Origin of the sequence: Streptomyces sp. NBC_01257 (assembly GCF_035917255.1) — a bacterium.
Taxonomy (GTDB): Bacteria; Actinomycetota; Actinomycetes; order Streptomycetales; family Streptomycetaceae; genus Streptomyces.
The window spans coordinates 4,187,746-4,212,419 of record NZ_CP108472.1 but is presented as its reverse complement, the minus strand read 5'-3'; the positions used below and the strand labels follow the sequence as shown (position 1 = coordinate 4,212,419).

The window sequence follows — 24,674 nt, the reverse complement described above, 5'->3', positions numbered from 1 at the left end:
TGGGGGCACGATCCCGCTTCCGCGGCGGGGTGATGCGATGGTGCGGATGGTGCACGTCGTGGCTGTGCGGTGACGCGGAAGCGGGACCACAAGGTCTCACGGACCCAAGGGTGATGTGGTTCAGGAACCTGTACGTGCCAGCTCGGCGACCCCGGCCAACGCGGTCGGATCGGGCGAATCGGCTGGATCGGTCGGATGGGCCGGACCGGATGGATGGGCCGGATCGGATGGGGCAGCTGGATCAGATGGGTCAGACGGATTGGCCGGATCGCCCGGGGAGGCAGATGCGGACGCGCTGATCGGGTCGAACACCGCGTCGGGCTCATTGCCCGTACCCGCCCCGTCGGTCAGCAGATACGACTGCGCCTCGGCCACATGGAAGTACATCCCGTGGAGCTGGAGGGTTCCTTCCGCGAGGCGGCGTGCCACGGATGGATGGGCCCGCAGATGGTCGAGTTGCTGGACCACGTTGGTGAGGCACAGCTGCTCCAGCGCATCGGTGGGCAGCCGACCGGAGATCCGGGCCCATGCACGGTCCCGCGAGGCCATCCTCTCCAGGCTGGGGAACCCGTGCCGGAGCCAGCGCCAGAGCGAGCTTTCCGTGCTGTCCGGCCTGGCGCCCAGCAGCGCGTTCATCGCGCCGCAGCCGGAGTGTCCGCAGACGGTGATGGACTCGACTCCCAGCACGTCCACCGCGTACTCGATGGCCGCACCGACTGAGTGGTCACCGGCCTCGGACGAGGGCGGCGGCACCAGGTTGCCGATGTTGCGCACGGTGAACAGATCGCCCGGGCCACTTGCCGTGATCATGCTCGTCACAAGGCGTGAGTCCGCGCAGGTGATGAACAGCTGCGAGGGGCTCTGCCCCTCCCGGGCGAGTCTCGCCAGCTCCTCACGGACCAGCGGTGCCGTGTTGCGCTGGAACGAGCTGAGGCCACTGACCAGACGGTGATCGCCGGCCGTGCGTGGCCGGGCCGCCGCGTGATCGGGCGTGAAGGCGTCTGCCTTCACGGGCTGGTGTTGCTTCCTGGGCTCGTGCTTCCCGGGCTCGTGCTCACCGGGCTCGTGCTCGGCATTGGGTGCTGGTGGGGCGTCCTGTCCGTGGGACGGTCCGCGGTCCCGTCCTTGGCCGGATTCTTGGTCCGGTTCGCGGGACGGCCCGTGGTTCGGCCCGTGGTTCGGTCCGTGGTCCGATGCGCGAGCCGGGTCGGTTTCTGGCCCTTGCCCCGGATGGGACTCGGGCTCGGGCTGGCCTGCATGGTCGGAGGCTTCGGAGGCGGGCGTGCCGGAGGTGTGGGCGGCCCGGGGCGTGCCGCCGTCCTGATCCGGTGCCGGTGTTGGTGCCGGCTGTTCCGTTGTGCCGGTGTTGGTGCCGATGTCGGGGGCCTGGTCGTGGCAGTGGTGGTTGCGCCAGGGAGTCCAGGGCCGGCAGCAGGAGTGTGCCGCGGATGCGGGCTCGGCGATGCGGCCTCCGAACCGGCCGGTGAAGTCGACCCGGCCGCCGTGGGCGGCATGGGCGTTGCTCCAGTCCTGGATCATCTCGTACGCCGCGTGATCCATGAAGAAGCCGTCCAACTCGACGATCACGTCGGCATCGTGAGGCAACTGACCCAGCGCTCTGCTGAGACGGGGGACAGCCAGGAAGGTCAACTGGCCCCGTACGGCCACCAGATGCCGGCCGTTCTGCTCGGACACGGTGATCCGGGTCCGGGCCAGCCGGTGCAGGGCGACGGCCACCGCCACGGCGATCCCGATCGCCACGCCCTTGAGCACGCCGAAGAGCAGCACGCCCGTGATCGTCGCGCCGTACACCAGGAACTCCCGGTGTCTGTGGACGTTCCGGATGTGAGCGAAGTTCACCATCTGGATGCCGACCACCATCACGAGCGCGCCCAGGGCGGCCAGCGGGATCCACTCCAGGGCGGTGACCAGCAGACCGGTGGCGACCAGGACCCAGACGCCGTGCAGCACCGTGGAGGCGCGTCCGGTCGCTCCGGCCCGTACGTTCGCCGAGCTGCGCACCGCGCCGCCCGAGACCGCCAGTCCGCCGAGAAGGCCGGAGACGGTGTTGGCGATGCCTTGTGCGCGTAGTTCCCGGTCGAGGTCGGAGCGCTTGACCGGGAGTGCGGTCTGGGGGGAGGCGGCGCCGGGGCCGTCGGCGGCGCTCTCGGGGGACTCGCTGTCAGCGGACGTGAGAGATGCGGCAGGCGAGGCTGACCTTGCGGCGAGTCTGGTCGACTGCTCGCGCGTCCGGTCGGCAGCCAGCTTGTCCACGGCGACGGCGGCGAGCATGGATTCCAGGCTGGCCACCAGCATCATCGTGAACACCGCTGTGGCCAGGCCGAGCACGGGCCCCTGAGGCATTTCGGGCAGGGCGTGCGAGCGCCAGGACGGCAGATCGACCCGGGCGATCGAGGGTGCCGCGACCGCGGCCACCGCGGTTGCCATGACCACGGAGGCCAGGGCGGCCGGGACCCGGCGCATGATCCGCCCGGCCCGTCCGGGAAGGCGCGGCCACAGCACCAGAACCGCGACGGTGAGTCCGCCGATCAGTGGTGCGGCCGGCCCCACCCGCTCCAATTGGGCGGGCAGATGCAGGGCGTTGGAGACGGCCGAGCTCTCCGGGGAACCGCCGAGCACGATGTGCAACTGCGCGAGTGCGATCGCCACACCGATGCCGGCAAGGGTGCCGTGCACGATGGCGGGGCTGACGGCGAGGGCGCTGCGCGCGGTCCGCAGCGAGCCCAGCACGATCTGCAGCAGACCGGCGCCGATGGTGATCGCGCAGGTGGTGCGCCAGCCGTAGATCTGGATCAACTCGGCTGTCACCACGGTCAGTCCGGCGGACGGGCCGGAGACCTGGAGGGGTGTGCCGCCGAGCAGTCCGGCGACGATGCCGCCGACCGCGGCGGAGATGAGGCCGGCCTCCAGCGGGGCGTCCATGGCGACGGCCAGGCCGAGCGACATGGGGACGGCGAGAAGGAAGACAGTGATCGACGCGGACAGGTCGGCGCCCGAGATGCGGAATCGTCCACCGCGGTGCGGCGGTGGCGGGCTGTGAGGTCGCTTCACTCCCGAGGAACGGGGAGGGCGCGAACTGCGGGGCGAATGGTCATGACGAGTGGGGACGCAGGCAGACATGTTTCCCGTCTCCTCCGGGGCAGCGCGGTCGCGGAACGTGGGGACGCGGCCGTGGGTCACGGCGTGCAGCGGCGGGATATCTCAACTCTCAGTAAACAGATCGTAATGGAGAGTAAAGATCTGTGTCCAGGATTAAGGGCAAATGGGCCATTCAAGCACCCGTTCCAGTGAATAGGCAGCTTTTCATGCGGCCTGTCGCCCGAATTTGTGTGCAGTGCGTGCGACTTTGACCGCGCCGTTCGGCACGTCAGCGCAAGTTACCTGCAAGGAAGAGGGTGGGCGGATGATGGCCGCCACGAAGAGGACCGCCTTGGGTGTCATGGCCGTTGCGCTGGTGGCGGCAGTGGCCGGCTGCTCCGGTGCGGGCTCCGTTTCGAGCGGATCCGGTCCGGGTGCTGCGAACGGCTCCGCGAACGGCGCTGCTAACGGTGCGGCAGGGGGCAAGAAGAAGGCTGCCGAGTCGGCCCCCAAGAGTGTGTTCCGGCTCATCGGCGACGGTTCCACCTCCTTCACGGGGGCCCAGCCGAAACAGCCGACCGCTCAACGCCTGGCGCCCGGTCAGAAGCCCCCGCAGTTCGTGGTTTTCTCGTGGGACGGCGCGGGTGAGGACAGCCAGCGGCTCTTCTCGCACTTCCGTGAGGTGGGCAAGAAGTACGACGCGAGCATGACGTACTTCCTCAGCGGCGTGTACCTGCTGCCGGAGGCGAAGCGCGCGCTCTACGACCCGCCCAAGCACAACGCGGGCAGCTCGGACATCGGCTTCAACGACACCGAGGGCATCCGCGACACCCTCACCCAGGTCCGTGGCGCCTGGGAGGAAGGCAACGAGATCGGCACCCACTTCAACGGCCACTTCTGCGGCAAGGACGGTGGCGTCGGCACCTGGTCCGTCGATGAGTGGAAGAGCGAGATCAGCCAGGCCAAGTCCTTCGTGAAGGGCTGGAAGACGAACGACCCGGATCTCAAGGACGAGAAGTCGCTGCCCTTCGACTACGACAAGGAGCTGATCGGCGGCCGGACCCCCTGCCTGGAGGGGCAGAAGAACATGGTCGCGGCGGCACGCTCGATGGGCTTCCGCTACGACTCCAGCGGGGTCAACGACCAGGTCTGGCCGAAGAAGAAGGACGGCGTCTGGGACCTCTCGATGCAGCTCGTCCCGGTGCCGGGGCGGGAGTTCGAGACCCTGTCGATGGACTACAACTTCATGTTCAACCAGTCCGGTACGACGCAGGGCGACCCGGACCAGCACGAGTACTGGGGCGACCAGATGCGGGACGGTCTCCTCCAGGCCTTCGACCGCGCGTACGACGGGAACCGGGCTCCCCTGATCATCGGCAACCACTTCGAATCCTGGAACGGCGGCACGTACATGCGCGCCATCGAGGAGACGATCGAGACGGTGTGTACCAAGGAGGGCGTGCGCTGCGTGTCCTTCAAGCAGCTGGCGGACTGGCTGGACGCGCAGGACCCCGCGACGCTCGCGAAGCTCGGCACGCTGAAGGTCGGGAAGGCGCCGGGGACCAGCTGGGCGTCGTTCCTCGGCGGCGCCGGGAGCGTCGGCAAGGGCCGGGGCGAGGGTCAGGACAGTGCAGAGGCGAAGACGAAGGCGGAGGCCGGGTCGGCGGGGAAGGCCGCCGACCACTAGGGCCTGCCCGATGGAGGCCGGCCATCAGGACCTGTCAGGTTGGCCGTTGCCTGCCCGGCCGCGCCGTTGCTCTGTCCGGCCGCGTCGGTGCCTGCCCGGCCGGTTGTGGCCGGACAGGCATCGGGGCCGGCCGCGCTCAGGGAGTCGGCCGGCTCCGGTCGCTCAGGCTGGCTGACCGGCCCCTACGCGGGTGTACCGCTCGTCGAGCACGAAAGAGGGGTCGACCTGGGCGGCCAGGTCGGTCCCGGTCTTGGCATTGCCCCAGCTCTCGGCGTTCTTCAAATGGAAGTGCACCATCTGTCGCGTGTACCGGTCCCAGTCCCGTCGGCCGTACGAGTCCTCCGCGGCGTCCTGCAGTGCCTGCAGCGCCATTCGGTTGTCGGCCTCCAGCAGTTCGAAGCGGGCGGGGCGCCCCTTCTCCATGGCCCGCACCCAGTCGGAGTGGCCGATGGTGACCAGCAGGTCCTCGCCGACCTCGGAGCGGAGGAACTCCAGGTCGTCCTCGCCCTGCACCTTGTTGCCGACGACCTTCAGCGCGACGCCGAAGTCCCGTGCGTACTCCTTGTACTGGCGGTAGACCGAGACGCCCTTACGGGTCGGCTCGGCGACCAGGAACGTCATGTCGAACCGGGTGAACATCCCGGAGGCGAATGAGTCCGAACCCGCGGTCATGTCGACCACGACGTACTCCTCGGGACCGTCGACGAGATGGTTGAGGCACAGCTCGACCGCGCCGACCTTGGAGTGGTAGCAGGCCACACCCAGATCGGACTCGGTGAACGGTCCCGTGGCCATCAGCCGGATGTCCCCGTCGTCGAGCCCGACCGTGCGGGCGCAGGCGTCGTAGACCGGGTTGTCCTCGCACACCCGCAGCAGCCGGGAACCCTCACCCGGCGGCGTCGTCTTGATCATCGTCTCGGCCGATGCGATGCGGGGATTGCTGCCGCGCAGGTACTCCTTGATCAGGGGCAGCTGCGCTCCCATGGCGGGCAGTGCGGCAGCCTCCTCCTCGTCGAGGCCGAGCGCGGCCCCGAGGTGTTGGTTGATGTCGGCGTCCACCGCGACGACGTGAGCTTCATTGGCGGCAAGGTGGCGGATGAAGAGCGAGGACAGCGTGGTCTTGCCGCTGCCGCCCTTCCCTACGAAAGCGATCTTCATGTTCACCTAGGGTAGCGGTATGAATGCGTTCCGCTGTCGAAGTTCGTGAAGAAGGCCACTCCGGGCCGGTGGGTGTGCAAGTGGCGCGTAGCCTCGCTACTTATGAGTACGACTTCATCGGACCCGCTCGCCACTCTGGGCACCCTGCCAGGTGTGACCGATGCGGTGGACTCCGTACGCAAGGCTGTCGACCGGGTATACGGCCACCGCGTCATGCGGCGGCGCAGCAACGAGGTGACCGCTGAGGCGGCCCTGCGGGGCGCCCGGGGGTCGGCTGCGCTCTCCGGCGCGGACTGGAACCTCGAAGAGGTACGCCGCCGCACCGACTTCAGCGGTGAGGGTGAGGCTCACGTGATCGGGGCGGCCCTGCGGTTGACGGCCGAAGCGGGGCAACTGCTCTCCATCTGGCGGCAGTCGCCCCTGCGCGTCCTCGCGAGGCTGCATCTGGTCGCGGCCGGGGGGGCTGCGCCCGACGACGCGGTCGGCCGGCCCCGGCTTGCGGGCGAGCCGGTGGACGAGCCGCTGATCGAGGCGCCTTTGCCGGGCGCCGACGAGGTCGCGGGGCGGCTCGAAGGCCTCAGCGGACTCATTCTTTCGGGGAGTGAGGCACCCGCTCTGGTGACGGCCGCCGTCGTGCACGGTGAACTGCTGGCCCTGCGCCCCTTCGGTTCGTACAACGGTCTTGTGGCGCGGACCGCGGAACGGATCGTGCTGATCGGGAGCGGCCTGGATCCCAAGGCGATCTGCCCGGCCGAGGTCGGCCACGCCGAGCAGGGGCGGGCGGCTTACGTCGCGGCATTCGAGGGATACCTGTCAGGAGCGCCGGAGGGCATGGCCGCCTGGATCGCACACTGCGGACGCGCGGCGGAACTGGGCGTCAGGGAGTCGACGGCGGTGTGCGAGGCGCTTCAGCGCGGAGCCGCGTAGCGGGAGGCGACGGGGCCCCTCGGTGGCGGGGGCGGCTTCGTCCCTGCCGGCGGGGCGGCTTCATGCCCGGTGAAAAGGGTTGCGGCGGTACCGTCCTCGGTACCGCCGCTGGCATGTCCACCCAGTTACCAAGCGTCCTCGATATATGCCCATCAGGTCGGGTACTTTGCCCGTCCCTGGTGCGGCTGGCCCGTAATCGACGGGTCGACGTCGCGTGGGTGCCCGGTTTTCATGCGCGGTCCGTGGGGCCTTGTCTGCGTAAACAGGTCATCCTCACGGATGTCCTTGGTCTCGCGGGCCGTTGAGTCCTTTGTACTCCAGGGGCCGGTAGAGCGGTAGTGCTGGCCACACTTCTTTACTTTTAGGTTCAATTACGGACGAGTCGGTCCAATGTGAAAGCCGTGATTTCGGGTCGCCGTGGGACGGGCCAGGGGCGGGACTGTCCCGAGGTGGACCACCCGGCTAGAGGTGGTGTGGCGCGCTCGGCGCTGCGTGGCACTCACGACGCCGGCCCTGCGCGGGGTGGCGAGGTAGGGCCCGCTGCGCAGGGTCGGCTGGTCGACTCAGGTCAATGTCATGCCGACGTCATGCAGAGGCTGTGGCCGCGCGACGCCGGGCGGTGTACCAGACGAGGCCCGCTGTGATGGCGGCCGCACCCACCGCTGCCGCGGCCATGAGCGCAGGTCGTGGCGGCATGGAGAGTGAGGGCAGGCGTTGCTTGAGCCGGACCGGGCGGTCGAAGACGAGAATCGGCCATTCCCGGAGAGTGGCCTCGCGGCGCAACGCACGGTCCGGATTGACCGCGTGCGGATGGCCGACGGACTCCAGCATCGGCACATCGGTCGCCGAATCGCTGTACGCGTAGCAGCGGGCGAGGTCATAGCCTTCCGATACGGCGAGTGCCCTGATGGCCTCGGCCTTCGTCGGGCCGTACGCGTAGTACTCCACCTCGCCGGTGAAGCATCCGTCGTCGCCGACGACCATGCGTGTGGCGACGACGCGGTCGGCGCCCAGTAGCTCGCCGATGGGTTCCACGACCTCGGCGCCCGATGTGGAGACGATGACCACATCGCGTCCGGCGGTGTGATGCTCCTCAATGAGCGTCGCAGCCTCGTCGTAGATGATCGGGTCGATCAGGTCGTGCAGGGTCTCGGCGACAATTTCCTTCACCTGCTGCACGTTCCAGCCCTTGCAGAGCGATGAGAGGTATTCACGCATCCGCTCCATCTGGTCGTGATCTGCGCCCCCGGCGAGGAAGACGAACTGCGCGTACGCAGTGCGCAGTACGGCGCGGCGGTTGATCAGCCCGCCTTGGTAGAAGGACTTGCTGAAGGTCAGCGTCGAAGACTTCGCAATGACCGTCTTGTCCAGGTCAAAGAAGGCGGCCGTGCGCGGCAAGAAGCGGTTTTCCACAAGGCAGAGCATAGGGGCCCACCATTCGGCGTAAACCCCGGCGCGTGGGTTTGCCTGAGAAGGCGCTCGGGTACACCATGGAAGTCACGGATCGTTCGCGACCGTGCTAACCCGGTCCGACTCCTCCCCCCCCCGAGTCGGCCGTGGGGACGACCCCCGCTCTCCCCCCCGGCGGGGGTCGTCGCATGTCCGGACGCGGTTCTGCTGTTCGGAATCAAGCATCTCTCCTCCTCCTCGGCCGCGATGGCCCACATCCGTGTTCGACTCGCACCAGCATGCGTCGTCACGGTGCGTAACGGAAGGGGTGCTCTCCGGAAGTCCCCGGTATGAGCTACCGAGTTATTCACAACGGTGGAGATGTCCACAGTTCTGGACCAAGATCCACACGATTTCCCGAAGCGCTGCACCGTGATTCCACCCGTGAAGTCCACGGGTTCCGGAATCACCGTTCTCGGAACGTTGCGAGAACACCGCGGACCGCGGTGAAGGTGAGTGAAGAAGGGGGCGGAGATCGTGGCTGAATCCAGTGCACGGGATCGTCTGCCGGCGGCCGAGGCGCGACGGGGCGGACCCTTGATCGTGACCGAGGATGTGGACCTGCTCGACGATCTGCTGAGGCTGTGCGCGGCGGCAGGGGCGGAGCCCGAGGTCCATCACACCCTGCCCGAGCGCCGAGGCGGATGGGAGCAGGCTCCCATGGTTCTCGTGGGGGACGATGCGGCGGCGCGGTGCCGTGGAGCGGCCCGCAGGCGGGGCGTGATGCTCGTCGGACGGGATCAGGATGCGCCCGATGTGTGGCGCAGGGCCGTGGAGATCGGGGCCGAGTATGTGCTGCGGCTGCCCGATTCGGAGAACTGGCTGGTCGATCAGATCGCCAATGCGGCCGAGGGGGTCGGCCGTCCCGCCCTGACCGTGGGGGTGATCGGTGGCCGGGGTGGCGCCGGCGCGTCCACGCTGGCCTGCGCGCTCGCCGTGACCGCGGCCAGGGCCGGAAGGCGGACCATGCTGATCGACGGCGACCCGCTGGGCGGCGGCATCGACGTGCTGCTCGGCGGCGAGCGGGCCGAGGGGATGAGGTGGCCTGATTTCGCCCATTCGAAGGGGCGGGTCGGGGGCGGCGCCCTGGAGGAGTCGCTGCCGGCTCTGCACGGGCTGCGCGTGCTCAGCTGGGGGCGTGACGACTGGGTGGTCATTCCGCCGCAGGCCATGCAGGCGGTCCTCGGGGCCGCGCGCAGGCTCGGCGGGGTGGTGGTGGTCGATCTGCCGCGCCGGATCGATGAGGCGGTGGCCGAAGCCCTGGCGCAACTGGACCTCGGACTCTTGGTGGTGCCGGGTGAGTTGCGTGCGGTCGCGGCGGCGAAACGGGTGGCGTCGATGGCCGGGATGGTGCTGGGAGATCTCCGCGTCGTGGCGCGCGGGCCGTACGCATCCGGCCTCGACGAACAGTGGGTGGCCAGTGCCATAGGGCTTCCGCTGGCCGGTGAACTCCCGCTGGAGCCGGGTCTGCTGGCCGAGCAGGACATGGGCGAGCCGCCCGGCGGAAGTCCCCGGGGGCCGCTCGCCAGGTTCTGTTCGGCCTTCTGGGACCGCGCGCTCGCCGGCGAGGGGGCCGGGGGCCAGACCGCGGGCGGGGCGTCATGACGGAGGCGCTGCTGGACGCGGTGCGGCGGCGGCTGGCGCAGAGTGGGGCCGCGCCGACCCCTGCGGGGGTGGCGGCCGCGTTACGGGCCCAGGGGAGGCTGCTCGGGGACGCCGAAGTGCTGGGGACCGCGGACGAGTTGCGAGGCGAGCTGGTGGGGACCGGAGTGCTGGAACCGCTCCTCGCCGACCCCGCGGTCACGGATGTCCTGGTGTCCGCACCCGACCGGGTGTGGGTGGACCGGGGCGGCGGGCTCGAAATCACCTCGGTGACCTTCGCCGACGCGGCCGCGGTCCGCAGGCTCGCGCAGCGGCTCGCGGCCGTTGCGGGGCGGCGCCTGGACGACGCCAGGCCCTGGGTGGACGCACGGCTTCCGGACGGGACCCGGATGCATGCCGTGCTGCCGCCGGTGTCGGTCGGGTCGACGTGCCTGTCGCTCCGGGTGGTCCGGCCGAAGGCCTTCTCGCTGAGGGAACTGGTCGCGGCGGGCACGGTACCGCCGGGCGGCGACCGGGTGCTGCGGGCCCTGGTCGAGGCCCGGGTGTCCTACCTCATCAGCGGGGGGACGGGCGCGGGCAAGACAACGCTCCTCTCCAGTCTGCTGGGTGCCGTGGGGGAGCGGGAGCGGATCGTGCTCGCCGAGGACTCGGCAGAACTTCGTCCCGACCATCCGCACGTGGTGCGCCTCGAATCGCGCCCGGCGAACCAAGAAGGCGCCGGCCGGGTGACCCTCCGGGACCTGGTGCGACAGGCGCTGCGCATGCGCCCCGACAGGCTGGTGGTCGGAGAGGTGCGAGGGGCCGAGGTCACCGAGCTGCTGGCAGCTCTGAACACAGGCCACGAGGGCGGCTGCGGAACGGTTCACGCGAATGCGGCCGAGCATGTCCCGGCCCGGCTGGAGGCCCTGGGGACCTCCGCCGGCCTGGACCGGACCGCCCTGCACAGCCAGTTGGCGGCGGCGCTGTCGGTGGTGGTCCATCTCGTACGGGACCGGTCCGGCCGGCGAAGGATCTCCGAGATCCAGGTGCTGGAACGGGATGCGGCCGGCCTGGTGGTCACCGTCCCGGCACTGCGCTGGGGTGCATCCGGATTCGAGCGGGAGCGGGGCTGGGAGCGGCTGCGCTCTCTGATCGGGGGCGAACGATGAGCGGGGGCACGCCGGTGGGAGTGCCGGAAGTGGTGCACGCGGCCGCGTTGTGTGCGGGCGCTGCGGCCTGGCTCGTGGTGGTCGCACGGAGTCAACGACTCCGCAGAGCACGGGTGTTGTTCGTCTCAGGGCTGACGGATGCGGCTCTTCGAAAGGGCTGGGAGCACGGCGTGAGCCGGTGTCGTGTGTGGCTGAGGGGGCGGCGGGAGTGGTTGTGCCTGCCGGTGGCGCTGGTGCTGGCTGCGCTCGGTGAGTCCGTGCTGCCGGTGATCGCGGGCCTGGTCGCGGTGCCGTTGGTGCGGCGGTGGCTGCGGGGGAGGGAGCTGCGTAAGGACCTGGAGCGCCGGGCCGATGGGGTGGTGGACCTGTGCGGCGCGGTGGTGGGTGAACTGAGGGCAGGCCAGGAGCCGGGGCGGGCGTTGCTGGTCGCGGTCCAGAGCACGGGGGCGATGGGTGCGGCCGGAGCGGGGGTGTCGGCGGCGGCACGGTTCGGGGGCGATGTCCCGACCGCTCTGGGCCAGGCGGCGTGCGAGCCGGGGCTGGAAGGGCTCGCGGGGGTCGCCGCCTGCTGGCGGGTAGCGGCGGACGGCGGGGCCGGACTCGCGGCCGGACTGGACCGCCTGGAGGGTGCGTTACGGGCCGAGCGGTGTCGGCGGGAAGAGCTGCGGGCCCAGTTGGCCGGGGCGTGGTCGACGGTGGTGGTGCTGGCCCTGCTGCCGGTGCTGGGCATCGGACTCGGATCCGCGCTCGGGGCTGATCCGTTGAGGGTTCTGCTGCACAGCACGGCCGGGCTGGTCTGTCTCGTGATGGGTGGATTGCTGGAAGCGGCCGGCATCGTCTGGGCGGCTCGGATCGTCCGTAAGGCGGAAGCGGCATGAGCGCCCTGGTCGGTGAAGTCGTCCACAGGGTGGGGACGGTGGGGTTGCTGCTGGGTGCGTGCGTCCAGCCGGCACTCGCCCTGGCGCGACGCCGGACCGAGCGGCGGGTGCGGCGGCGCGGCCTGGTGCTTTTTGCCGAGGCTCCTGGAACCCCGGGGGCCGGGGCGAGGGCTGCGGCTCGGCGGGGCCGGTGGGCCCGGGCGTCCGGTGTGGACCGGGTTAGCCAGACGAGCCTGATGGGCCAGATGACCTTGATTGGCCAGACGAGCCAGCTGGGTCAGACGCGGCCAACGGGTCGGATGCGATTGCCGGGTGGCGCTTTCGGAGTCGGGCAGTGGTCGGCGGTGCTGGGTGCGGTGCCGACGGGCTGGATTCTGCTGGGGGGTCCCGCGGGATGGGCCGTGGGTCTGGCGGCGGGCTACGGGCTCTGGCGGTGGCAGCGTGCTCGGCTCGGGCTGGCAGCACGAGCCGCTGCCGAGGAGGCGGCGAGAACTGCGGAGTCCCTGCGTCAGCTTCCGCTGGCGGCCGATCTGCTGGCGGCCTGCCTGTCCGCCGGAGCCGGTCCGAGGGAGGCGGCCGAGGCGGTGGGGCAGTCGCTGGGCGGGCCGGTCGGCGAGCAACTGGCACGCACGGCGGCGGAGATCCGGCTCGGTGGCGATCCCGCCCTCGCCTGGGGGAGGTTCGGCGAGATACCGGGTGCAGCTGCGCTGGCGCGCTGCCTGGACCGAGCCGGGGCGACCGGTGCTCCCGCAGCGGAGCCCGTCGCGCGGCTGGCCGAGGCGATGCGGGCCGAGCGGGTGAGCGCTGCGGTGGCGCGAGCCCAACGGGCCGCTGTGTTGATCACCGCACCGGTCGGGCTCTGCTTCCTCCCTGCCTTTCTGAGCGTGGGGGTAGCGCCGGTGGTGATCGGACTGGCAGGGGGACTGCTGCAGTCTTGACAGCCCAGAAACGCTAGATAAGACCAGTTTATCCAGGGAAAATATTATTCACGGGGGTTCGAAGTGATGCGAAAAGGCGTGCAGTGGGTGCGAAACGCCGTGGTCCGGGTACGAAGCACGGCATGCAGGGCGTGGACGGATCGGGTGGGTCGGGCAGACCGCGGAATGACGACGTCCGAGTACGCGGTCGGGACGATTGCGGCCTGTGCGTTTGCCGCGGTGCTCTACAAGGTGGTGACCAGCGCGCCGGTCATGGCGCAGCTGCAGTCGCTTCTGAAGGACGCACTCGATGCGAAATTCTGAGGGGGCGATGGATGCGGCGGATGTGACGGATGCGACTGGGGTGCTGGCGTACTCGGGGCCCGGGGCCGTGAGGCAGAGACCGGCGCGGAAGGCGGCAGTGCCTGCGAGGCAGTGCGGAGGGCGGCGGCGCGGGGAGCGCACGTGCAGAGAGCGGCGCTGCAAGAAGCGGAGGTGCGGGGATCAGGGGGCTGTGACGGCCGAGGCGGCCATGACGATCCCGGTGCTGGTGATCTTCGCCCTCGTTCTGCTGTGGGCGCTGATGGCGGCGTCGGCCCAGATTCGGTGTGTGGACGCGGCGCGGGCAGGTGCACGGGCGGCAGCTCGCTCCGAGCCGGAGGCACAGGTGAGGGAGACCGCCCTCTCGGCGGCGCCCGGCCGGGCACGGGTTCAGGTGGAGCGGGCCGGGGACCTGTGGAGAGTCAGCGTGACGGCGCCGACGCCCGGCCCTGGGCCGCTGGCCGTGACGTTGAGCGCCGAAGCTGCGGCGGCGGCCGAGGACACGGTGGGGGCGGTGCCGTGACGCGCTCCCGGCCTCGGAGGCCCGTACTGAGGCAAAAGGCGAGGCCGGTCCTGGGGCCGCTGCGGGAGCTGTTCCTGAGGCGGGAGTTCCCGAGGCCGTTCGCGGGGCTGCTGGGGCCGCCGGGGCTGCGTACAGGCCGTCTGCGCCGCGACGAGGGGCTGGCGACGGTGTTCGCCGCGGTGACCACGGCGACGCTTTGCGTGGTGTTCGCGGTGGTCCTGGCACTCGGACAGGCGGTGGTGGCCCGGCACCGGGCCGGGGGCGCCGCCGACCTGGCCGCCCTTGCGGCAGCGGATCGGGCGCTGGAGGGAGCGGCTGCCGCCTGCCGGTCGGCCCGGGAGGTGGCCGGGGCGCAGGGGGCCTTGATCGTGCGGTGCAGCGTTCAGGGGGAGATCGCCGACGTCACGGCCAGGGTGCGTGATGGGCCGTACACGCCGGAGGTCAGATCCCGGGCAGGTCCGCCATCAGCGGCGCCCGCCGGGCCGGTTAGGCCCGCGGAGACGTGGGGGCTCCAGGAGAGTCCGGTTCCGCCGACTCACCCGACTCACCCGACTCACCCGGCTCACCTGACCCACCCAGTTCACCCGGCCCAGTCGCTCCGCCAGGCCCACTCACTCCAACAGCCTCACCCGGGTCGGGCGGGGCCGATCGGAGGAGTTCCGTGAGCAGGCGGATGGCGCCTCGTTTGTGCAGGGGCTCGTTGCCGTTGCCGCACTTGGGGGACTGGATGCACGACGGGCAGCCGGCTTCGCACTCGCACGACGCGATCGCCTGGCGGGTGGCGGTCAGCCAGCCGCGCGCGGTGTGGAAGGCGCGTTCCGCGAAGCCGGCACCGCCCGGGTGGCCGTCGTACACGAAGACGGTCGGCAGCAGGGTGTCCGGATGCAGCGGTACGGATACGCCGCCGATGTCCCAGCGGTCGCAGGTGGCGAAGAGCGGCAGCATCCCGATCGACGCGTGCTCGGCGGCGTGCAGCGCGCCGCCGAGGATCTCCGGGTTGATCCGCGCCGTGTCGAGCTGGTCCTGGGTGACCGTCCACCACACGGCACGGGTGCGCAGGGTGCGGGGCGGCAGGTCCAGTTTGGTCTCGCCGAGGACCTCGCCGGTGATCAGTCTGCGACGGAGGAAGGAGACGACCTGATTGGTCACCTCGACGGAGCCGTAACAGAGCCGTCCGTCGCCCCACGGGATCTCGGTGTCGGTCTCCAGGACGGCGATGGCGGTGGTGTCGCGTGCGGTCGTCGAGTACGGCGGGACGGCCTCCTCGACCAGTGCCACGGAGTCCTCCAGGTCCAGTTTCCGGACCAGATAGGTGCGGCCCTGGTGGAGGTGGACGGCGCCCTCGTGGACGGCGGCGTGCGCGGCGGACTCGTCGACGGTGCCCAGCAGCCTGCCGGTGCCCTCCTCGACGATCTGGACGGGCCGGCCGCCCTCGCCCCGGATGTCGGTGAGATCGGCGGCCCGTTCGCGGCGGGTCCAGTGCCAGCCCGATGCGCGTTTGCGGAGCAGTTTCGCGGCTTCCAGCTGCGGCAGCAGTTCGGCCACGGTGGGGCCGAAGAGAGCCAGGTCGGAGTCGGTGAGCGGCAGCTCCGCCGCGGCGGCGCACAGATGGGGCGCCAGGACGTACGGGTTGTCCGGGTCGAGGACGGTCGACTCCACGGGCTGCTGGAACAGCGCTTCGGGGTGGTGGACGAGGAAGGTGTCCAGCGGGTCGTCACGGGCCACCAGGATGGCGAGGGCGCCCTGTCCAGCCCGTCCGGCGCGGCCGGCCTGCTGCCACAGCGAGGCTCTGGTGCCGGGATATCCAGCGATGACGACGGCATCCAGGCCGGAGACGTCGATGCCGAGCTCGAGGGCGGTCGTCGCGGCCAGGCCGAGCAGGCTGCCGGAGTGCAGCGCGCGCTCCAGGGCGCGGCGTTCCTCGGGGAGGTAGCCCCCGCGGTAGGCGGCGACACGAGCGGGCAGGGAGCGGTCGATCTCGGCGAGGCGTTCCTTGGCGATGACGGAGATGAGCTCGGCGCCGCGCCGAGAGCGTACGAACGCGACCGAGCGCACGCCCTGCACGGTCAGGTCGGTGAGCAGGTCGGCGGTCTCGGCCGTGGCGGTACGGCGTACGGGGGCGCCCTTCTCGCCGTGCAGGTCGGTCAGGGGCGGCTCCCACAGGGCGAAGACCAGTTCGCCGCGCGGGGAGGCGTCGTCGGCGACCTCCGTGACCGGGAGGCCGGTGAGACGGCCGGCCGCGACGGAGGGCTCCGCGGAGGTGGCGGACGCGAGGAGGAAGACCGGATCCGCGCCGTAGCGGGCGCACAGGCGGCGGAGCCGGCGGACGACCTGGGAGACATGGGACCCGAAGACGCCCCGGTAGGTGTGGCACTCGTCGATGACGACATAGCGCAGGGCGCGCAGGAAGGAGGACCAGCGGGGGTGGGACGGGAGTATCCCGCGGTGCAGCATGTCGGGATTGGTGAGGACGTAGTTGGCGTACTGGCGCACCCATTCGCGTTCCTCGACGGGAGTGTCGCCGTCGTAGACCGCGGGCCGGATCCCGTTGCCCAACGGAGCCGAGAGTTCTTTCACCGAGCGCCGCTGGTCGGCGGCCAGGGCCTTGGTGGGCGCGAGATAGAGCGCGGTCGCTCCACGGCCGTTGGGGGCCTCGGAGCCGTCCAGGAGGGCGCTGAGGACCGGCGCGAGGTAAGCCAGCGACTTGCCCGACGCCGTCCCCGTGGCGATCACGACCGATTCGCCGTCCAGCGCGTGCTCAGCCGCGGCGGCCTGGTGGGCCCAGGGATGGTCGATGCCGGCCTTCTGGATGGCGGCGATCACTTCCGGACGGATGCGATCGGGCCAGATGGCATGGGTTCCCGTACGCGGGGGCAAGTGCTCCGTATGAGTGATGCGCGCGGACCGGCTCGCCCCTGCGGCGAGCCGGTCGAGGACCACGTCGGGAGAGGGGCGGGAGCCCCCGTTCTCGGGCGGTCGACTGGGGCGGTGATTCTTGGCCATCGGCACCGAGTGTGTCACTGGCGAGACGGACAATGGTCCCAAGGCGTCGTGCATGGCTGCTCGTAAGTGATTGAATGCCATCGCGGCTGGCGATCCGTCCCCTGGCTCCGTCGGGGAGACCGAGGGGCGACCGCTCGATAGCAAGGTGCTGGAGGATCCGTGGACCTGTCCTTGTCGACTCGCAATGTGTCCGGCCCTGGTGGCGACCGTACGGTCGTCGAGGTCGGTGGCGAGATTGATGTGTATACCGCGCCCAAGCTGCGCGAGCAGTTGGTCGAGTTGGTGAATGACGGCAGCTACCACTTGGTTGTCGACATGGAAGGTGTCGACTTCCTCGACTCCACCGGCCTCGGCGTGCTCGTGGGCGGCTTGAAGCGCGTTCGAGCCCATGAGGGCTCGCTGCGCCTGGTGTGCAACCAGGAGCGCATTCTCAAGATTTTCCGGATCACCGGTCTGACCAAGGTGTTCCCGATTCACACCACGGTCGATGAGGCCGTGGCGGCAACCGACTGACGTACCGCCCGCGGTCGGACCGGCTCTGCAGCCGGTCCGGCGGCGGTCGGGGCGATGACGGTCCGGACCGATCTGACTTCCGGGGCGACGGCAGCCGTTCTTCGGTGGCAGGTCACCCCGGTGGCCTGCTGTCACCCGTTCGGCGGTTCACCGGCTGATTTCATCCGGCAACCGGTCGCACACGCGATGATCGGGTCCAGCCGTCAGCCGTCAGCCGTCAGCCGTTCGGTGGCTGTCGGAGGGTGGCCGGGCTTCGTCCGTCGGCCGGATGGGCTGGCGGTGTCGGCCGAGTGGTCGAGTCGGTCCGAGTGGCCGGCCGGCCGAGTCGGCGGCTTTCGCACACGGGGTCAGGGGTACCGGGCCGCCCGCCCGGCTTCTGCCGATGCACACACGTACGTTCGAGGGGGATTGCATGGCCACCGTTGAACTCCGCTTCAGCGCCCAGCCCGAACACGTCAGAACGGCCCGCCTCGTGGCGGCTGCCGTGGCGCGCCGGGCAGGGGTCGACGAGGCCGTGCTCGACGAGGTCAGGCTCGCCGTGGGCGAGGCCTGCAGCCGTGCCGTCGGACTGCACCGCAGCCACGGCATCACCGCGCCGGTGACGGTCATCCTGATCGAGGAGGAGAAGTCCTTCTCCATCGAGGTCGGCGACGAGGTGCCCGGCCCGGGAGCCGACGGCTCCGTGCCCGGCGGTGCCTCCGGACGCCATGACGCCACGCCCGGAGCGGCAGCGGACGAGCCGGACGGCGACGGTGAGGACGAGATGGGCCTCGCGGTCATCAGCGGTCTCGTCGACGACGTGGAGGTCCGGTCCGGTGCGGACGGCGGAGTGATCCGTATGAGCTGGCCGAAGACACCGGCCATCGTTCTTCCCTGAAGCGGCGCTCCCCCGAGCCCGGGCTTCGCTTCCCCGAGCCCGCGCGGCGCTTCCCTGGGCCCACGCTTCCCCGAACCCGGACTTCGCTTCCCCGAGCCCGCGCGGCGCTTCCCTGAGCCCGCGCTCCCTCGAAGCGTCTCTTCGACGGGACCGTTCTTCGCTGAGGCGGGGCGGGTCTCCCGGGGCGGCCGGGACGTCCCGGCGACCCCGGCCGGTCGCTGTGATCCACTATTCCGAGATCCCACTGGGCCCTGCTGAGCAGGGCCTTTTTTCGTTTCTGCTTGATCAGTGATCTCCGGACAATGCCTCTGCCCCATTACTGCATTCGGTCCAGGCAGCGAACGCGATCAATTGCCGTTCGGTGGATGAAGGTCAATTACATTTACCGCGCACTGTTTTGATCGTGTTCCGCTCCCTACAATCCGTCCACGTCTTGAGCGCTGAGCGTCAAGGAGGACGTATGGCGGGGTTCGGCACCACACCACTGGCAGAACTGACGCAGTTTTCCGCACTTTCCGACCCACCCACCACTCTCGCGGCCGCGGTACTCACGGATGACAACCGCGTCATCGTGATCGTCGTCGCGGTCGTCGCCGTCGCTGCACTGATCGTCGCCCAGCTGCTGGTACGCCAGGTGCTGGCGGCGGGCGAGGGCACCGAGCGCATGAAGGAGATCGCGGCGGCCGTCCAGGAAGGCGCGAATGCCTATCTGGCCCGGCAGTTGCGCACGGTCGGTGTCTTCGCCGTCGTCGTCTTCTTCCTGCTACTGCTGCTTCCGGCCGACAACTGGTCGCAGCGTGCGGGCCGTTCGGTGTTCTTCCTGGTGGGTGCGCTTTTCTCGGCAGCCACCGGATACATCGGTATGCGGTTGGCCGTAAGGAGCAATGTCCGGGTGGCCGCCGCCGCGCGTGAGGCGACCCCGGCGGAAGGTGAACCGGAAAAGGATCTCACCACCGTTTCGCACAAAGCGATGAAGATCGCATTTCGCACGGGTGGCGTGGTCGGCATGATCACGGTGGGCCTGGGACTCCTGGGCGCCTCCTGTGTGGTGCTCGTCTATGCCGCCGACGCGCCCAAGGTGCTGGAGGGGTTCGGGCTCGGCGCGGCACTGATCGCGATGTTCATGAGGGTCGGTGGGGGCATCTTCACCAAGGCCGCCGACGTCGGTGCCGACCTGGTCGGCAAGGTGGAACAGGGCATCCCCGAGGACGACCCCCGCAACGCCGCGACGATCGCCGACAACGTGGGCGACAACGTCGGGGACTGCGCGGGCATGGCGGCCGATCTCTTCGAGTCGTACGCGGTCACGCTGGTCGCGGCGCTGATCCTCGGCAAGGCCGCCTTCGGCGACGCGGGACTGGCCTTCCCCCTGATCGTTCCGGCGATCGGTGTGCTCACCGCGATGATCGGCATCTTCGCGGTCGCCCCTCGGCGCACCGACCGCAGCGGCATGACCGCCATCAACCGTGGATTCTTCATCTCCGCGGTCATCTCGCTCGTCCTGGTGGCCGTCGCCGTCTTCGTCTACCTGCCGTCCTCGTACGCCGGGCTTGACGGAGTCACCGACGCGTCCATCACCTCGCACGGAGGCGATCCGCGGGTCTTCGCGCTGGTCGCGGTGGCGATCGGCATCGTGCTCGCCGCCCTGATCCAGCAGCTGACCGGCTACTTCACCGAGACCACCCGGCGGCCCGTCAGGGACATCGGCAAGTCCTCGCTGACCGGGCCGGCCACCGTCGTGCTCGCCGGCATCTCCATCGGCCTGGAATCCGCCGTCTACACCGCGCTGCTGATCGGGCTCGGCGTCTACGGGGCGTTCCTGCTCGGCGGTACGTCGATCATGCTGGCGCTCTTCGCGGTGGCGCTGGCCGGGACGGGACTGCTCACGACCGTGGGGGTCATCGTCGCGATGGACACCTTCGGTCCGGTCTCCGACAACGCGCAGGGCATCGCCGAGATGTCCGGCGATGTCACCGGCGCCGGCGCTCAGGTCCTCACCGACCTGGACGCCGTGGGCAACACCACCAAGGCCATCACCAAGGGCATCGCCATCGCCACCGCCGTCCTGGCGGCGGCGGCGCTCTTCGGCTCGTACCGTGACGCGATCGCCACCGCGGTCGACGACGTCGGCGCCTCGGCGGGTGAGATGGGGCTGAGCCTGGACATCTCGCAGCCCAACAACCTGGTGGGTCTGATCCTCGGCGCCGCGGTGGTCTTCCTCTTCTCCGGTCTGGCCATCAACGCGGTGTCCCGCTCCGCGGGCGCGGTTGTCTACGAGGTGCGGCGGCAGTTCCGCGAGCACCCCGGGATCATGGACTACACGGAGAAGCCGGAGTACGGGCGCGTGGTCGACATCTGCACCAAGGACGCGCTGCGCGAGCTGGCCACCCCCGGACTGCTGGCGGTACTGGCGCCGATCGCGGTCGGATTCACCTTCGGGGTCGGGGCGCTCGGCTCGTATCTGGCGGGTGCGATCGGCACCGGGACGCTGATGGCCGTCTTCCTCGCCAACTCCGGTGGTGCCTGGGACAACGCCAAGAAGCTCGTCGAGGACGGTCATTACGGCGGCAAGGGGAGCGATGCCCATGCCGCGACGGTCATCGGGGACACGGTCGGCGATCCGTTCAAGGACACGGCCGGGCCGGCGATCAACCCCTTGCTCAAGGTGATGAACCTGGTGGCGCTGCTCATCGCCCCCGCGGTGGTGCAGTTCAGCTACGGCGAGGACGCGAGCGCGGGGGTGCGTGCGGTGGTGGCGACGGTGGCCGTCGTGGTCATCGTCGGTGCGGTCTACGTCTCCAAGCGGCGCGGGATCGCCGTGGGGGACGAGGACGATTCCGGTGGCGCGGACGGAAGCGGTCCGGCCCGCCCGGCCGACCCCGCGGCCGTGGGGTGACCTGGCCGGTCCTCGTCGGTCAGGGCCGGACCGGACCTCGGCGGCGCTGCTCGCGGAGAGCGTCCTGAGAGACCCTCGGTCAGAAGGCGGACGGGCGCGGTCATCTGATGCCGCGTCCGTCCGGCGTTACCTCCGCCGGGTGATGATTCGTGCAGGCGTTCCCGCGCTCGGGGGCCGTGCGGGTGAGTTGTATCTCCCTCATTTCGCTTGGTGCAAATGGCTGCAAAAGGGCATCCACCGGACGCCCGGCACCCGGACGGAGGGCGCTCGGCGTGTAAGTTCCGGGGCCGAGAGCCTTGGAAGGGACCAATCCGGTGAACAAGAAGCTTGCGGCCGCGCTGTCCGGCGGTGCGGTACTGGTACTTACGCTGTCGGGCTGCAGCGACGACAGCGACAACAAGGTGAACGACTGGGCCAAGAAGGTCTGTGACCAGGTCCAGCCCCAGCTGCAGAAGATCGCGAACGCCAACGCCTCCATTCAGCAGCAGACCGCCGACAACAGCAAGCCCGCCGACGTCCAGAAGACCGACTCGGCCGCCTTCCAGCAGATCTCGCAGGCGTACAAGGCGCTGGGCTCGGCAGTCGACTCGGCGGGTCCGCCGCCGGTGGACGACGGTGAGACCACGCAGAAGGAGGCCGTGAAGGAGCTCAACGCCTCCTCGGTGGCCTATGCGAATCTGCAGAAGAAGGTCGACGACCTCGACACGAAGGACCAGGCGGAGTTCGCCGACGGCCTCAAGGGCATCGCGGACGAACTGAACAAGATCAGCACCAACGGTGACCAGGCGCTGAAGAAGCTCCAGTCCGGCGAGGTCGGCACCGCGATGGCCAAGCAGAAGGGCTGCCAGAAGCCGACCGCCTCGGCGGCGCCCTCGGACGGCGCTTCGAAGGAGGCGACGCCCTCCAAGGAGCCGTCCGCCTCGCCCAGCAAGAAGTCGTAACCCCGGCAGGCCGCCGGCCGTCGCCGCGGACCCCTGACGAGCAGCTGTACGACCGCGACCGGCGGACGTACGACCGGCCCGGCGCCCCTGAGGGGCTGCCGGGCCGCTGCCGTTGTCAGTGGGAGCCCTCACAATGGGTCATGTGAGTAAGACCAGCCTTCCCGCAGCAGACCACGCGACCCGGCTCCGCGAAGCCCTGCTCGCCGCCGCCTTCACCGCCGACGGGCTCCTCGACCTGCTCGGTGCCCCTGCCTACGCCGCGCTCGCCCGCAGCGAGACGGTCCCGGCCCTGCGCGCGACCCGGGGCGAGGCGCCACTCGACACGCTCGTGCGCCTCTTCCTGCTCCAGCGGCCCGTCCCGGCCGGGCGGGCCGCCGCCGTGCTGCCGCTCGAGGAATGTGTCGCGGACGGCTGGCTGGCCGAGGCGGACGGCGAGGTACGGGCGACCGTCGACGTACGTCCGTACAGCGGGCCGGAGGACCAGGACTGGTTCATCGTCTCCGACCTGGGCTGCGCCGTCGGCGGTGCCGGCGGGATCGGCTCGCACGAGGAGGGCGTCGTCCTCGGGATCGGCGGGGCCTCCACCACCCTCGCCGGGATCACCGTCCGCAGGCCCGTCGCCTCCGCCCTGGACGTCGGTACGGGCTCCGGCATCCAGGCGCTCCACGCCTCGCAGCACGCCACCCGGGTCACCGCCACCGACCTCAACCCGCGTGCCCTCGAATTCACCCGGCTCACCCTCGCCCTGTCCGGCGCCGCCCCGGCCGACCTGCGTGAGGGCTCCCTGTACGAGCCGGTCGCCACCGAGACGTACGACCTGATCGTCTCCAATCCGCCCTTCGTCATCTCGCCCGGCGCCCGCCTCACCTACCGCGACGGCGGCATGGCGGGCGACGACCTGTGCCGGACCCTGGTGCAGCAGACCGGAGACCGGCTCAACGACGGTGGGTACGCCCACTTCCTGGCCAACTGGCAGCACACCGAGGACGAGGAGTGGCAGGACCGGCTGCGGTCCTGGGTGCCGCGCGGCTGCGACGCCTGGATCGTGCAGCGCGAGGTGCAGGACATCACCCAGTACGCGGAGCTGTGGCTGCGCGACAGCGGCGACCACCGCACGGACCCCGCGGAGTACGCCGCGCGGTACGACGCCTGGCTGGACGAGTTCGAGGCCCGGGGGACGAAGGGCGTCGGCTTCGGCTGGATCACGCTGCGGAAGTCCGCCGCGGCCGCCGCCGGGGAGCCCTCGATCGTGATCGAGGAGTGGCCGCACGCGGTGGAGCAGCCGCTCGGACCGGCCGTCGAGGCGCACTTCGCCCGGCAGGACTATCTGCGGGAGCAGGACGACGCGGCGCTGCTGGCCGCGCACTTCACCCTCGCCGCCGAGGTCGTGCAGGAACAGGTGGGGCTGCCGGGAGCGGAGGACCCCGAGCACGTGGTGCTGCGTCAGAACCGCGGCATGCGGCGTGCGACGAAGGTCGACGCCGTCGGAGCGGGCTTCGCGGGCGTGTGCGACGGATCGCTGCCCGCCGGCCGGATCCTGGACGCGATCGCCCAGCTGATGAACGAGGACCCGGTGCTGCTGCGCGACCGCACCCCGCAGGCGATCCGGCTGCTGGTCGAGGAGGGCTTCCTGGAGCCCTTGCCCCCGGCCGGGCGGGCGGCCGGATGATCCGGATCGAGCTGGACGAGGCGTCGCTCGGGGCGACGCGGATCGCCATCAGCCCGCTGTGGGACGCGTTCTGCAGCCTGCATCTGACCATGCCGCACCGCACCCCCTCGCGGCCCTACGAGGAGTGGGTGGTGCGCGCCCGCGAGGTGCTGCGGGAGGACGACCGTACGCATGCGCTGCGGCTGCTGATCGACGGGCCGAACACCTTCCCGGACTTCCTGCTGCCGCGCCCGGTGGGGGCCACGTCGGTCGAGGCGGAGCTGGAGACGGTCCGTACGACGCCGGCCGATGTCGTACGGGCGGGGATCGCCGAGCACTATGCGGGCCTTGAGGACCACCCCCGTATCCGTCCCTACGTGGTGGATCCCGAAGCGGCCTGCGCGGACCTCGCCGATGCGTACACCGCGTACTGGGAAGGCGCGATGGCCGCGCACTGGCCCACCATGCGCCGGCTCGTCGAGGACGAGGTCCTCATCCGCGCCCGGACCTTCGCCACCGAGGGCATCGACGCGCTCTTCACCGGCCTGGAGAGCCGCGCCAAGTGGACGCCGCCCGTCCTTGAGCTGACGAAGCACATCGATGCGGAGTACCGGGCGGGCGAGCGGAGGCTGCTCCTCGTCCCGCTGGTCTTCGCCGAGGGCTGCCGGCTCTACTCCACCGACGACCCCGAGGTCCTGACGGTCTCCTTCCAGGCCCGTGGCGCGGGCGCGCTGCGCGAGCGGCCGGCGGAGCGCGCCGAGAGCGGCGACCGGCTCGGTCTGCTGCTGGGCCGCGGCCGCGCCTCGGTCCTGCGGCAGCTGGGCGGGCCGCTGACCACGGCCGGGATAGCCGACCGGCTGGGGCTCGCGCCGAGCACGGTCTCCGAGCACCTGTCGGTCCTCTCCGAGGCGGATGTGGTCACCAGGCACCGGATCGGCCGCAGCGTGTACTACCAGCTCACGGACACCGGCCGGGCCCTGCTCGCGCTGCTCTCCGGGGAGGACGTGCTGCGCGCGGTGTCCTGAGGAACCGGGAACCGGGAGCCGGTACCCGGCGGGGCGGGCGCGGGACGATTCGGTGGCCCCCG

18 protein-coding genes and 1 pseudogene are annotated in these 24,674 nt (G+C 70.4%); 15 read left to right on the top strand and 4 right to left on the bottom strand.

All coding sequences use genetic code 11. The features are described 5' to 3' along the window. Positions 1–120: 120 nt before the first annotated feature. Positions 121–3,141, bottom strand: coding sequence for a SulP family inorganic anion transporter (locus OG408_RS17995; protein WP_326670809.1), 3,021 nt, complete (start codon positions 3,139–3,141; stop codon positions 121–123). Positions 3,142–3,424: 283 nt separating this feature from the next. Between OG408_RS17995 and OG408_RS17990 the strand changes: the two genes are divergently transcribed. Beyond that, positions 3,425–4,786: a hypothetical protein gene (locus OG408_RS17990; protein WP_326670808.1), complete on the top strand. Its 1,362-nt coding sequence runs from the start codon at positions 3,425–3,427 to the stop codon at positions 4,784–4,786. A 162-nt stretch (positions 4,787–4,948) separates the two neighbouring features. On the opposite strand, the gene OG408_RS17985 is transcribed toward OG408_RS17990, so the two are convergent. Beyond that, positions 4,949–5,944 carry an ATP-binding protein gene (locus tag OG408_RS17985; protein WP_326670807.1) on the bottom strand — a complete coding sequence of 332 codons (996 nt, stop codon included), beginning with the start codon at positions 5,942–5,944 and terminating at the stop codon, positions 4,949–4,951. 102 nt (positions 5,945–6,046) lie between these two features. On the opposite strand from OG408_RS17985, the gene OG408_RS17980 reads away from it, so the two are divergent. Beyond that, a complete protein-coding gene (locus tag OG408_RS17980) occupies positions 6,047–6,871 on the top strand; it encodes an oxidoreductase (RefSeq protein WP_266780100.1) in 825 nt (274 codons plus the stop codon). Between the two features lie 585 nt (positions 6,872–7,456). Here the strand turns inward: OG408_RS17980 and OG408_RS17975 are convergent. Beyond that, positions 7,457–8,296, bottom strand: a complete 840-nt coding sequence (locus OG408_RS17975) for an HAD family hydrolase (protein ID WP_266780099.1) — start codon at positions 8,294–8,296, stop codon at positions 7,457–7,459. A gap of 567 nt (positions 8,297–8,863) precedes the next feature. Between OG408_RS17975 and ssd the strand changes: the two genes are divergently transcribed. The 7 genes and pseudogenes from ssd to OG408_RS17940 form a co-directional block, all read left to right on the top strand. Continuing rightward, positions 8,864–9,925, top strand: a complete 1,062-nt coding sequence (ssd, locus tag OG408_RS17970; RefSeq protein WP_285567591.1) for a septum site-determining protein Ssd — start codon at positions 8,864–8,866, stop codon at positions 9,923–9,925. After that, positions 9,922–11,070, top strand: a complete 1,149-nt coding sequence (locus OG408_RS17965) for a TadA family conjugal transfer-associated ATPase (protein WP_326670805.1) — start codon at positions 9,922–9,924, stop codon at positions 11,068–11,070. Before ssd ends, OG408_RS17965 begins: the two co-directional genes overlap by 4 nt. After that, a complete protein-coding gene (locus OG408_RS17960) occupies positions 11,067–11,948 on the top strand; it encodes a type II secretion system F family protein (RefSeq protein WP_326670804.1) in 882 nt (293 codons plus the stop codon). Before OG408_RS17965 ends, OG408_RS17960 begins: the two co-directional genes overlap by 4 nt. Further along, positions 11,945–12,886, top strand: a complete 942-nt coding sequence (locus tag OG408_RS17955) for a type II secretion system F family protein (RefSeq protein WP_326670802.1) — start codon at positions 11,945–11,947, stop codon at positions 12,884–12,886. The genes OG408_RS17960 and OG408_RS17955 overlap by 4 nt, the downstream gene beginning before the upstream one ends. A 66-nt stretch (positions 12,887–12,952) precedes the next feature. Then, a complete protein-coding gene (locus tag OG408_RS17950) occupies positions 12,953–13,189 on the top strand; it encodes a DUF4244 domain-containing protein (protein ID WP_326670800.1) in 237 nt (78 codons plus the stop codon). Between the two features lie 208 nt (positions 13,190–13,397). Next, positions 13,398–13,709 carry a TadE family type IV pilus minor pilin gene (locus OG408_RS17945; protein ID WP_442806133.1) on the top strand — a complete coding sequence of 104 codons (312 nt, stop codon included), beginning with the start codon at positions 13,398–13,400 and terminating at the stop codon, positions 13,707–13,709. Beyond that, a pseudogene (locus OG408_RS17940) lies at positions 13,601–14,158 on the top strand (Rv3654c family TadE-like protein); the annotation flags it as partial. The gene OG408_RS17945 and the pseudogene OG408_RS17940, both read left to right, overlap by 109 nt. A 37-nt stretch (positions 14,159–14,195) precedes the next feature. Here the strand turns inward: OG408_RS17940 and OG408_RS17935 are convergent. After that, complete coding sequence (locus OG408_RS17935) at positions 14,196–16,793, bottom strand: DEAD/DEAH box helicase (RefSeq protein ID WP_326670797.1); 2,598 nt, start codon at positions 16,791–16,793, stop codon at positions 14,196–14,198. 78 nt (positions 16,794–16,871) lie between these two features. Here OG408_RS17935 and OG408_RS17930 point away from each other — a divergent pair, with 78 nt between their 5' ends. From OG408_RS17930 to OG408_RS17905, 6 genes are all read left to right on the top strand, one after another. Then, positions 16,872–17,225, top strand: coding sequence for an STAS domain-containing protein (locus OG408_RS17930; protein WP_003967428.1), 354 nt, complete (start codon positions 16,872–16,874; stop codon positions 17,223–17,225). 412 nt (positions 17,226–17,637) lie between these two features. Continuing rightward, the gene (locus OG408_RS17925) at positions 17,638–18,102 is read left to right on the top strand and encodes an ATP-binding protein (protein WP_266780091.1); all 465 of its coding nucleotides are present in this window, start codon (positions 17,638–17,640) and stop codon (positions 18,100–18,102) included. A gap of 460 nt (positions 18,103–18,562) precedes the next feature. Beyond that, positions 18,563–20,998, top strand: coding sequence for a sodium-translocating pyrophosphatase (locus OG408_RS17920; protein ID WP_326670795.1), 2,436 nt, complete (start codon positions 18,563–18,565; stop codon positions 20,996–20,998). Between the two features lie 314 nt (positions 20,999–21,312). Continuing rightward, positions 21,313–21,939, top strand: coding sequence for a small secreted protein (locus OG408_RS17915; RefSeq protein WP_326670793.1), 627 nt, complete (start codon positions 21,313–21,315; stop codon positions 21,937–21,939). A 133-nt stretch (positions 21,940–22,072) separates the two neighbouring features. After that, positions 22,073–23,608, top strand: a complete 1,536-nt coding sequence (locus tag OG408_RS17910; protein ID WP_442806036.1) for a DUF7059 domain-containing protein — start codon at positions 22,073–22,075, stop codon at positions 23,606–23,608. Then, positions 23,605–24,612, top strand: a complete 1,008-nt coding sequence (locus tag OG408_RS17905) for a helix-turn-helix domain-containing protein (RefSeq protein WP_285567558.1) — start codon at positions 23,605–23,607, stop codon at positions 24,610–24,612. Before OG408_RS17910 ends, OG408_RS17905 begins: the two co-directional genes overlap by 4 nt. Positions 24,613–24,674: the final 62 nt, after the last annotated feature.

What these genes read in the sequence shown, in the direction of transcription:
- OG408_RS17965 (WP_326670805.1), top strand. Translation starts at nt 9,922, where the DNA reads ATGACGGAGGCGCTGCTGGACGCGGTGCGGCGGCGGCTGGCGCAGAGT.
- OG408_RS17955 (WP_326670802.1), top strand. Translation starts at nt 11,945, where the DNA reads ATGAGCGCCCTGGTCGGTGAAGTCGTCCACAGGGTGGGGACGGTGGGG.
- OG408_RS17960 (WP_326670804.1), top strand. Translation starts at nt 11,067, where the DNA reads ATGAGCGGGGGCACGCCGGTGGGAGTGCCGGAAGTGGTGCACGCGGCC.
- OG408_RS17975 (WP_266780099.1), bottom strand. Translation starts at nt 8,296, where the DNA reads ATGCTCTGCCTTGTGGAAAACCGCTTCTTGCCGCGCACGGCCGCCTTC.
- OG408_RS17995 (WP_326670809.1), bottom strand. Translation starts at nt 3,141, where the DNA reads ATGTCTGCCTGCGTCCCCACTCGTCATGACCATTCGCCCCGCAGTTCG.
- OG408_RS17990 (WP_326670808.1), top strand. Translation starts at nt 3,425, where the DNA reads ATGATGGCCGCCACGAAGAGGACCGCCTTGGGTGTCATGGCCGTTGCG.
- OG408_RS17935 (WP_326670797.1), bottom strand. Translation starts at nt 16,793, where the DNA reads ATGGCATTCAATCACTTACGAGCAGCCATGCACGACGCCTTGGGACCA.
- OG408_RS17980 (WP_266780100.1), top strand. Translation starts at nt 6,047, where the DNA reads ATGAGTACGACTTCATCGGACCCGCTCGCCACTCTGGGCACCCTGCCA.
- OG408_RS17905 (WP_285567558.1), top strand. Translation starts at nt 23,605, where the DNA reads ATGATCCGGATCGAGCTGGACGAGGCGTCGCTCGGGGCGACGCGGATC.
- OG408_RS17925 (WP_266780091.1), top strand. Translation starts at nt 17,638, where the DNA reads ATGGCCACCGTTGAACTCCGCTTCAGCGCCCAGCCCGAACACGTCAGA.
- OG408_RS17985 (WP_326670807.1), bottom strand. Translation starts at nt 5,944, where the DNA reads ATGAAGATCGCTTTCGTAGGGAAGGGCGGCAGCGGCAAGACCACGCTG.
- OG408_RS17950 (WP_326670800.1), top strand. Translation starts at nt 12,953, where the DNA reads ATGCGAAAAGGCGTGCAGTGGGTGCGAAACGCCGTGGTCCGGGTACGA.
- OG408_RS17945 (WP_442806133.1), top strand. Translation starts at nt 13,398, where the DNA reads ATGACGATCCCGGTGCTGGTGATCTTCGCCCTCGTTCTGCTGTGGGCG.
- OG408_RS17910 (WP_442806036.1), top strand. Translation starts at nt 22,073, where the DNA reads ATGGGTCATGTGAGTAAGACCAGCCTTCCCGCAGCAGACCACGCGACC.
- OG408_RS17920 (WP_326670795.1), top strand. Translation starts at nt 18,563, where the DNA reads ATGGCGGGGTTCGGCACCACACCACTGGCAGAACTGACGCAGTTTTCC.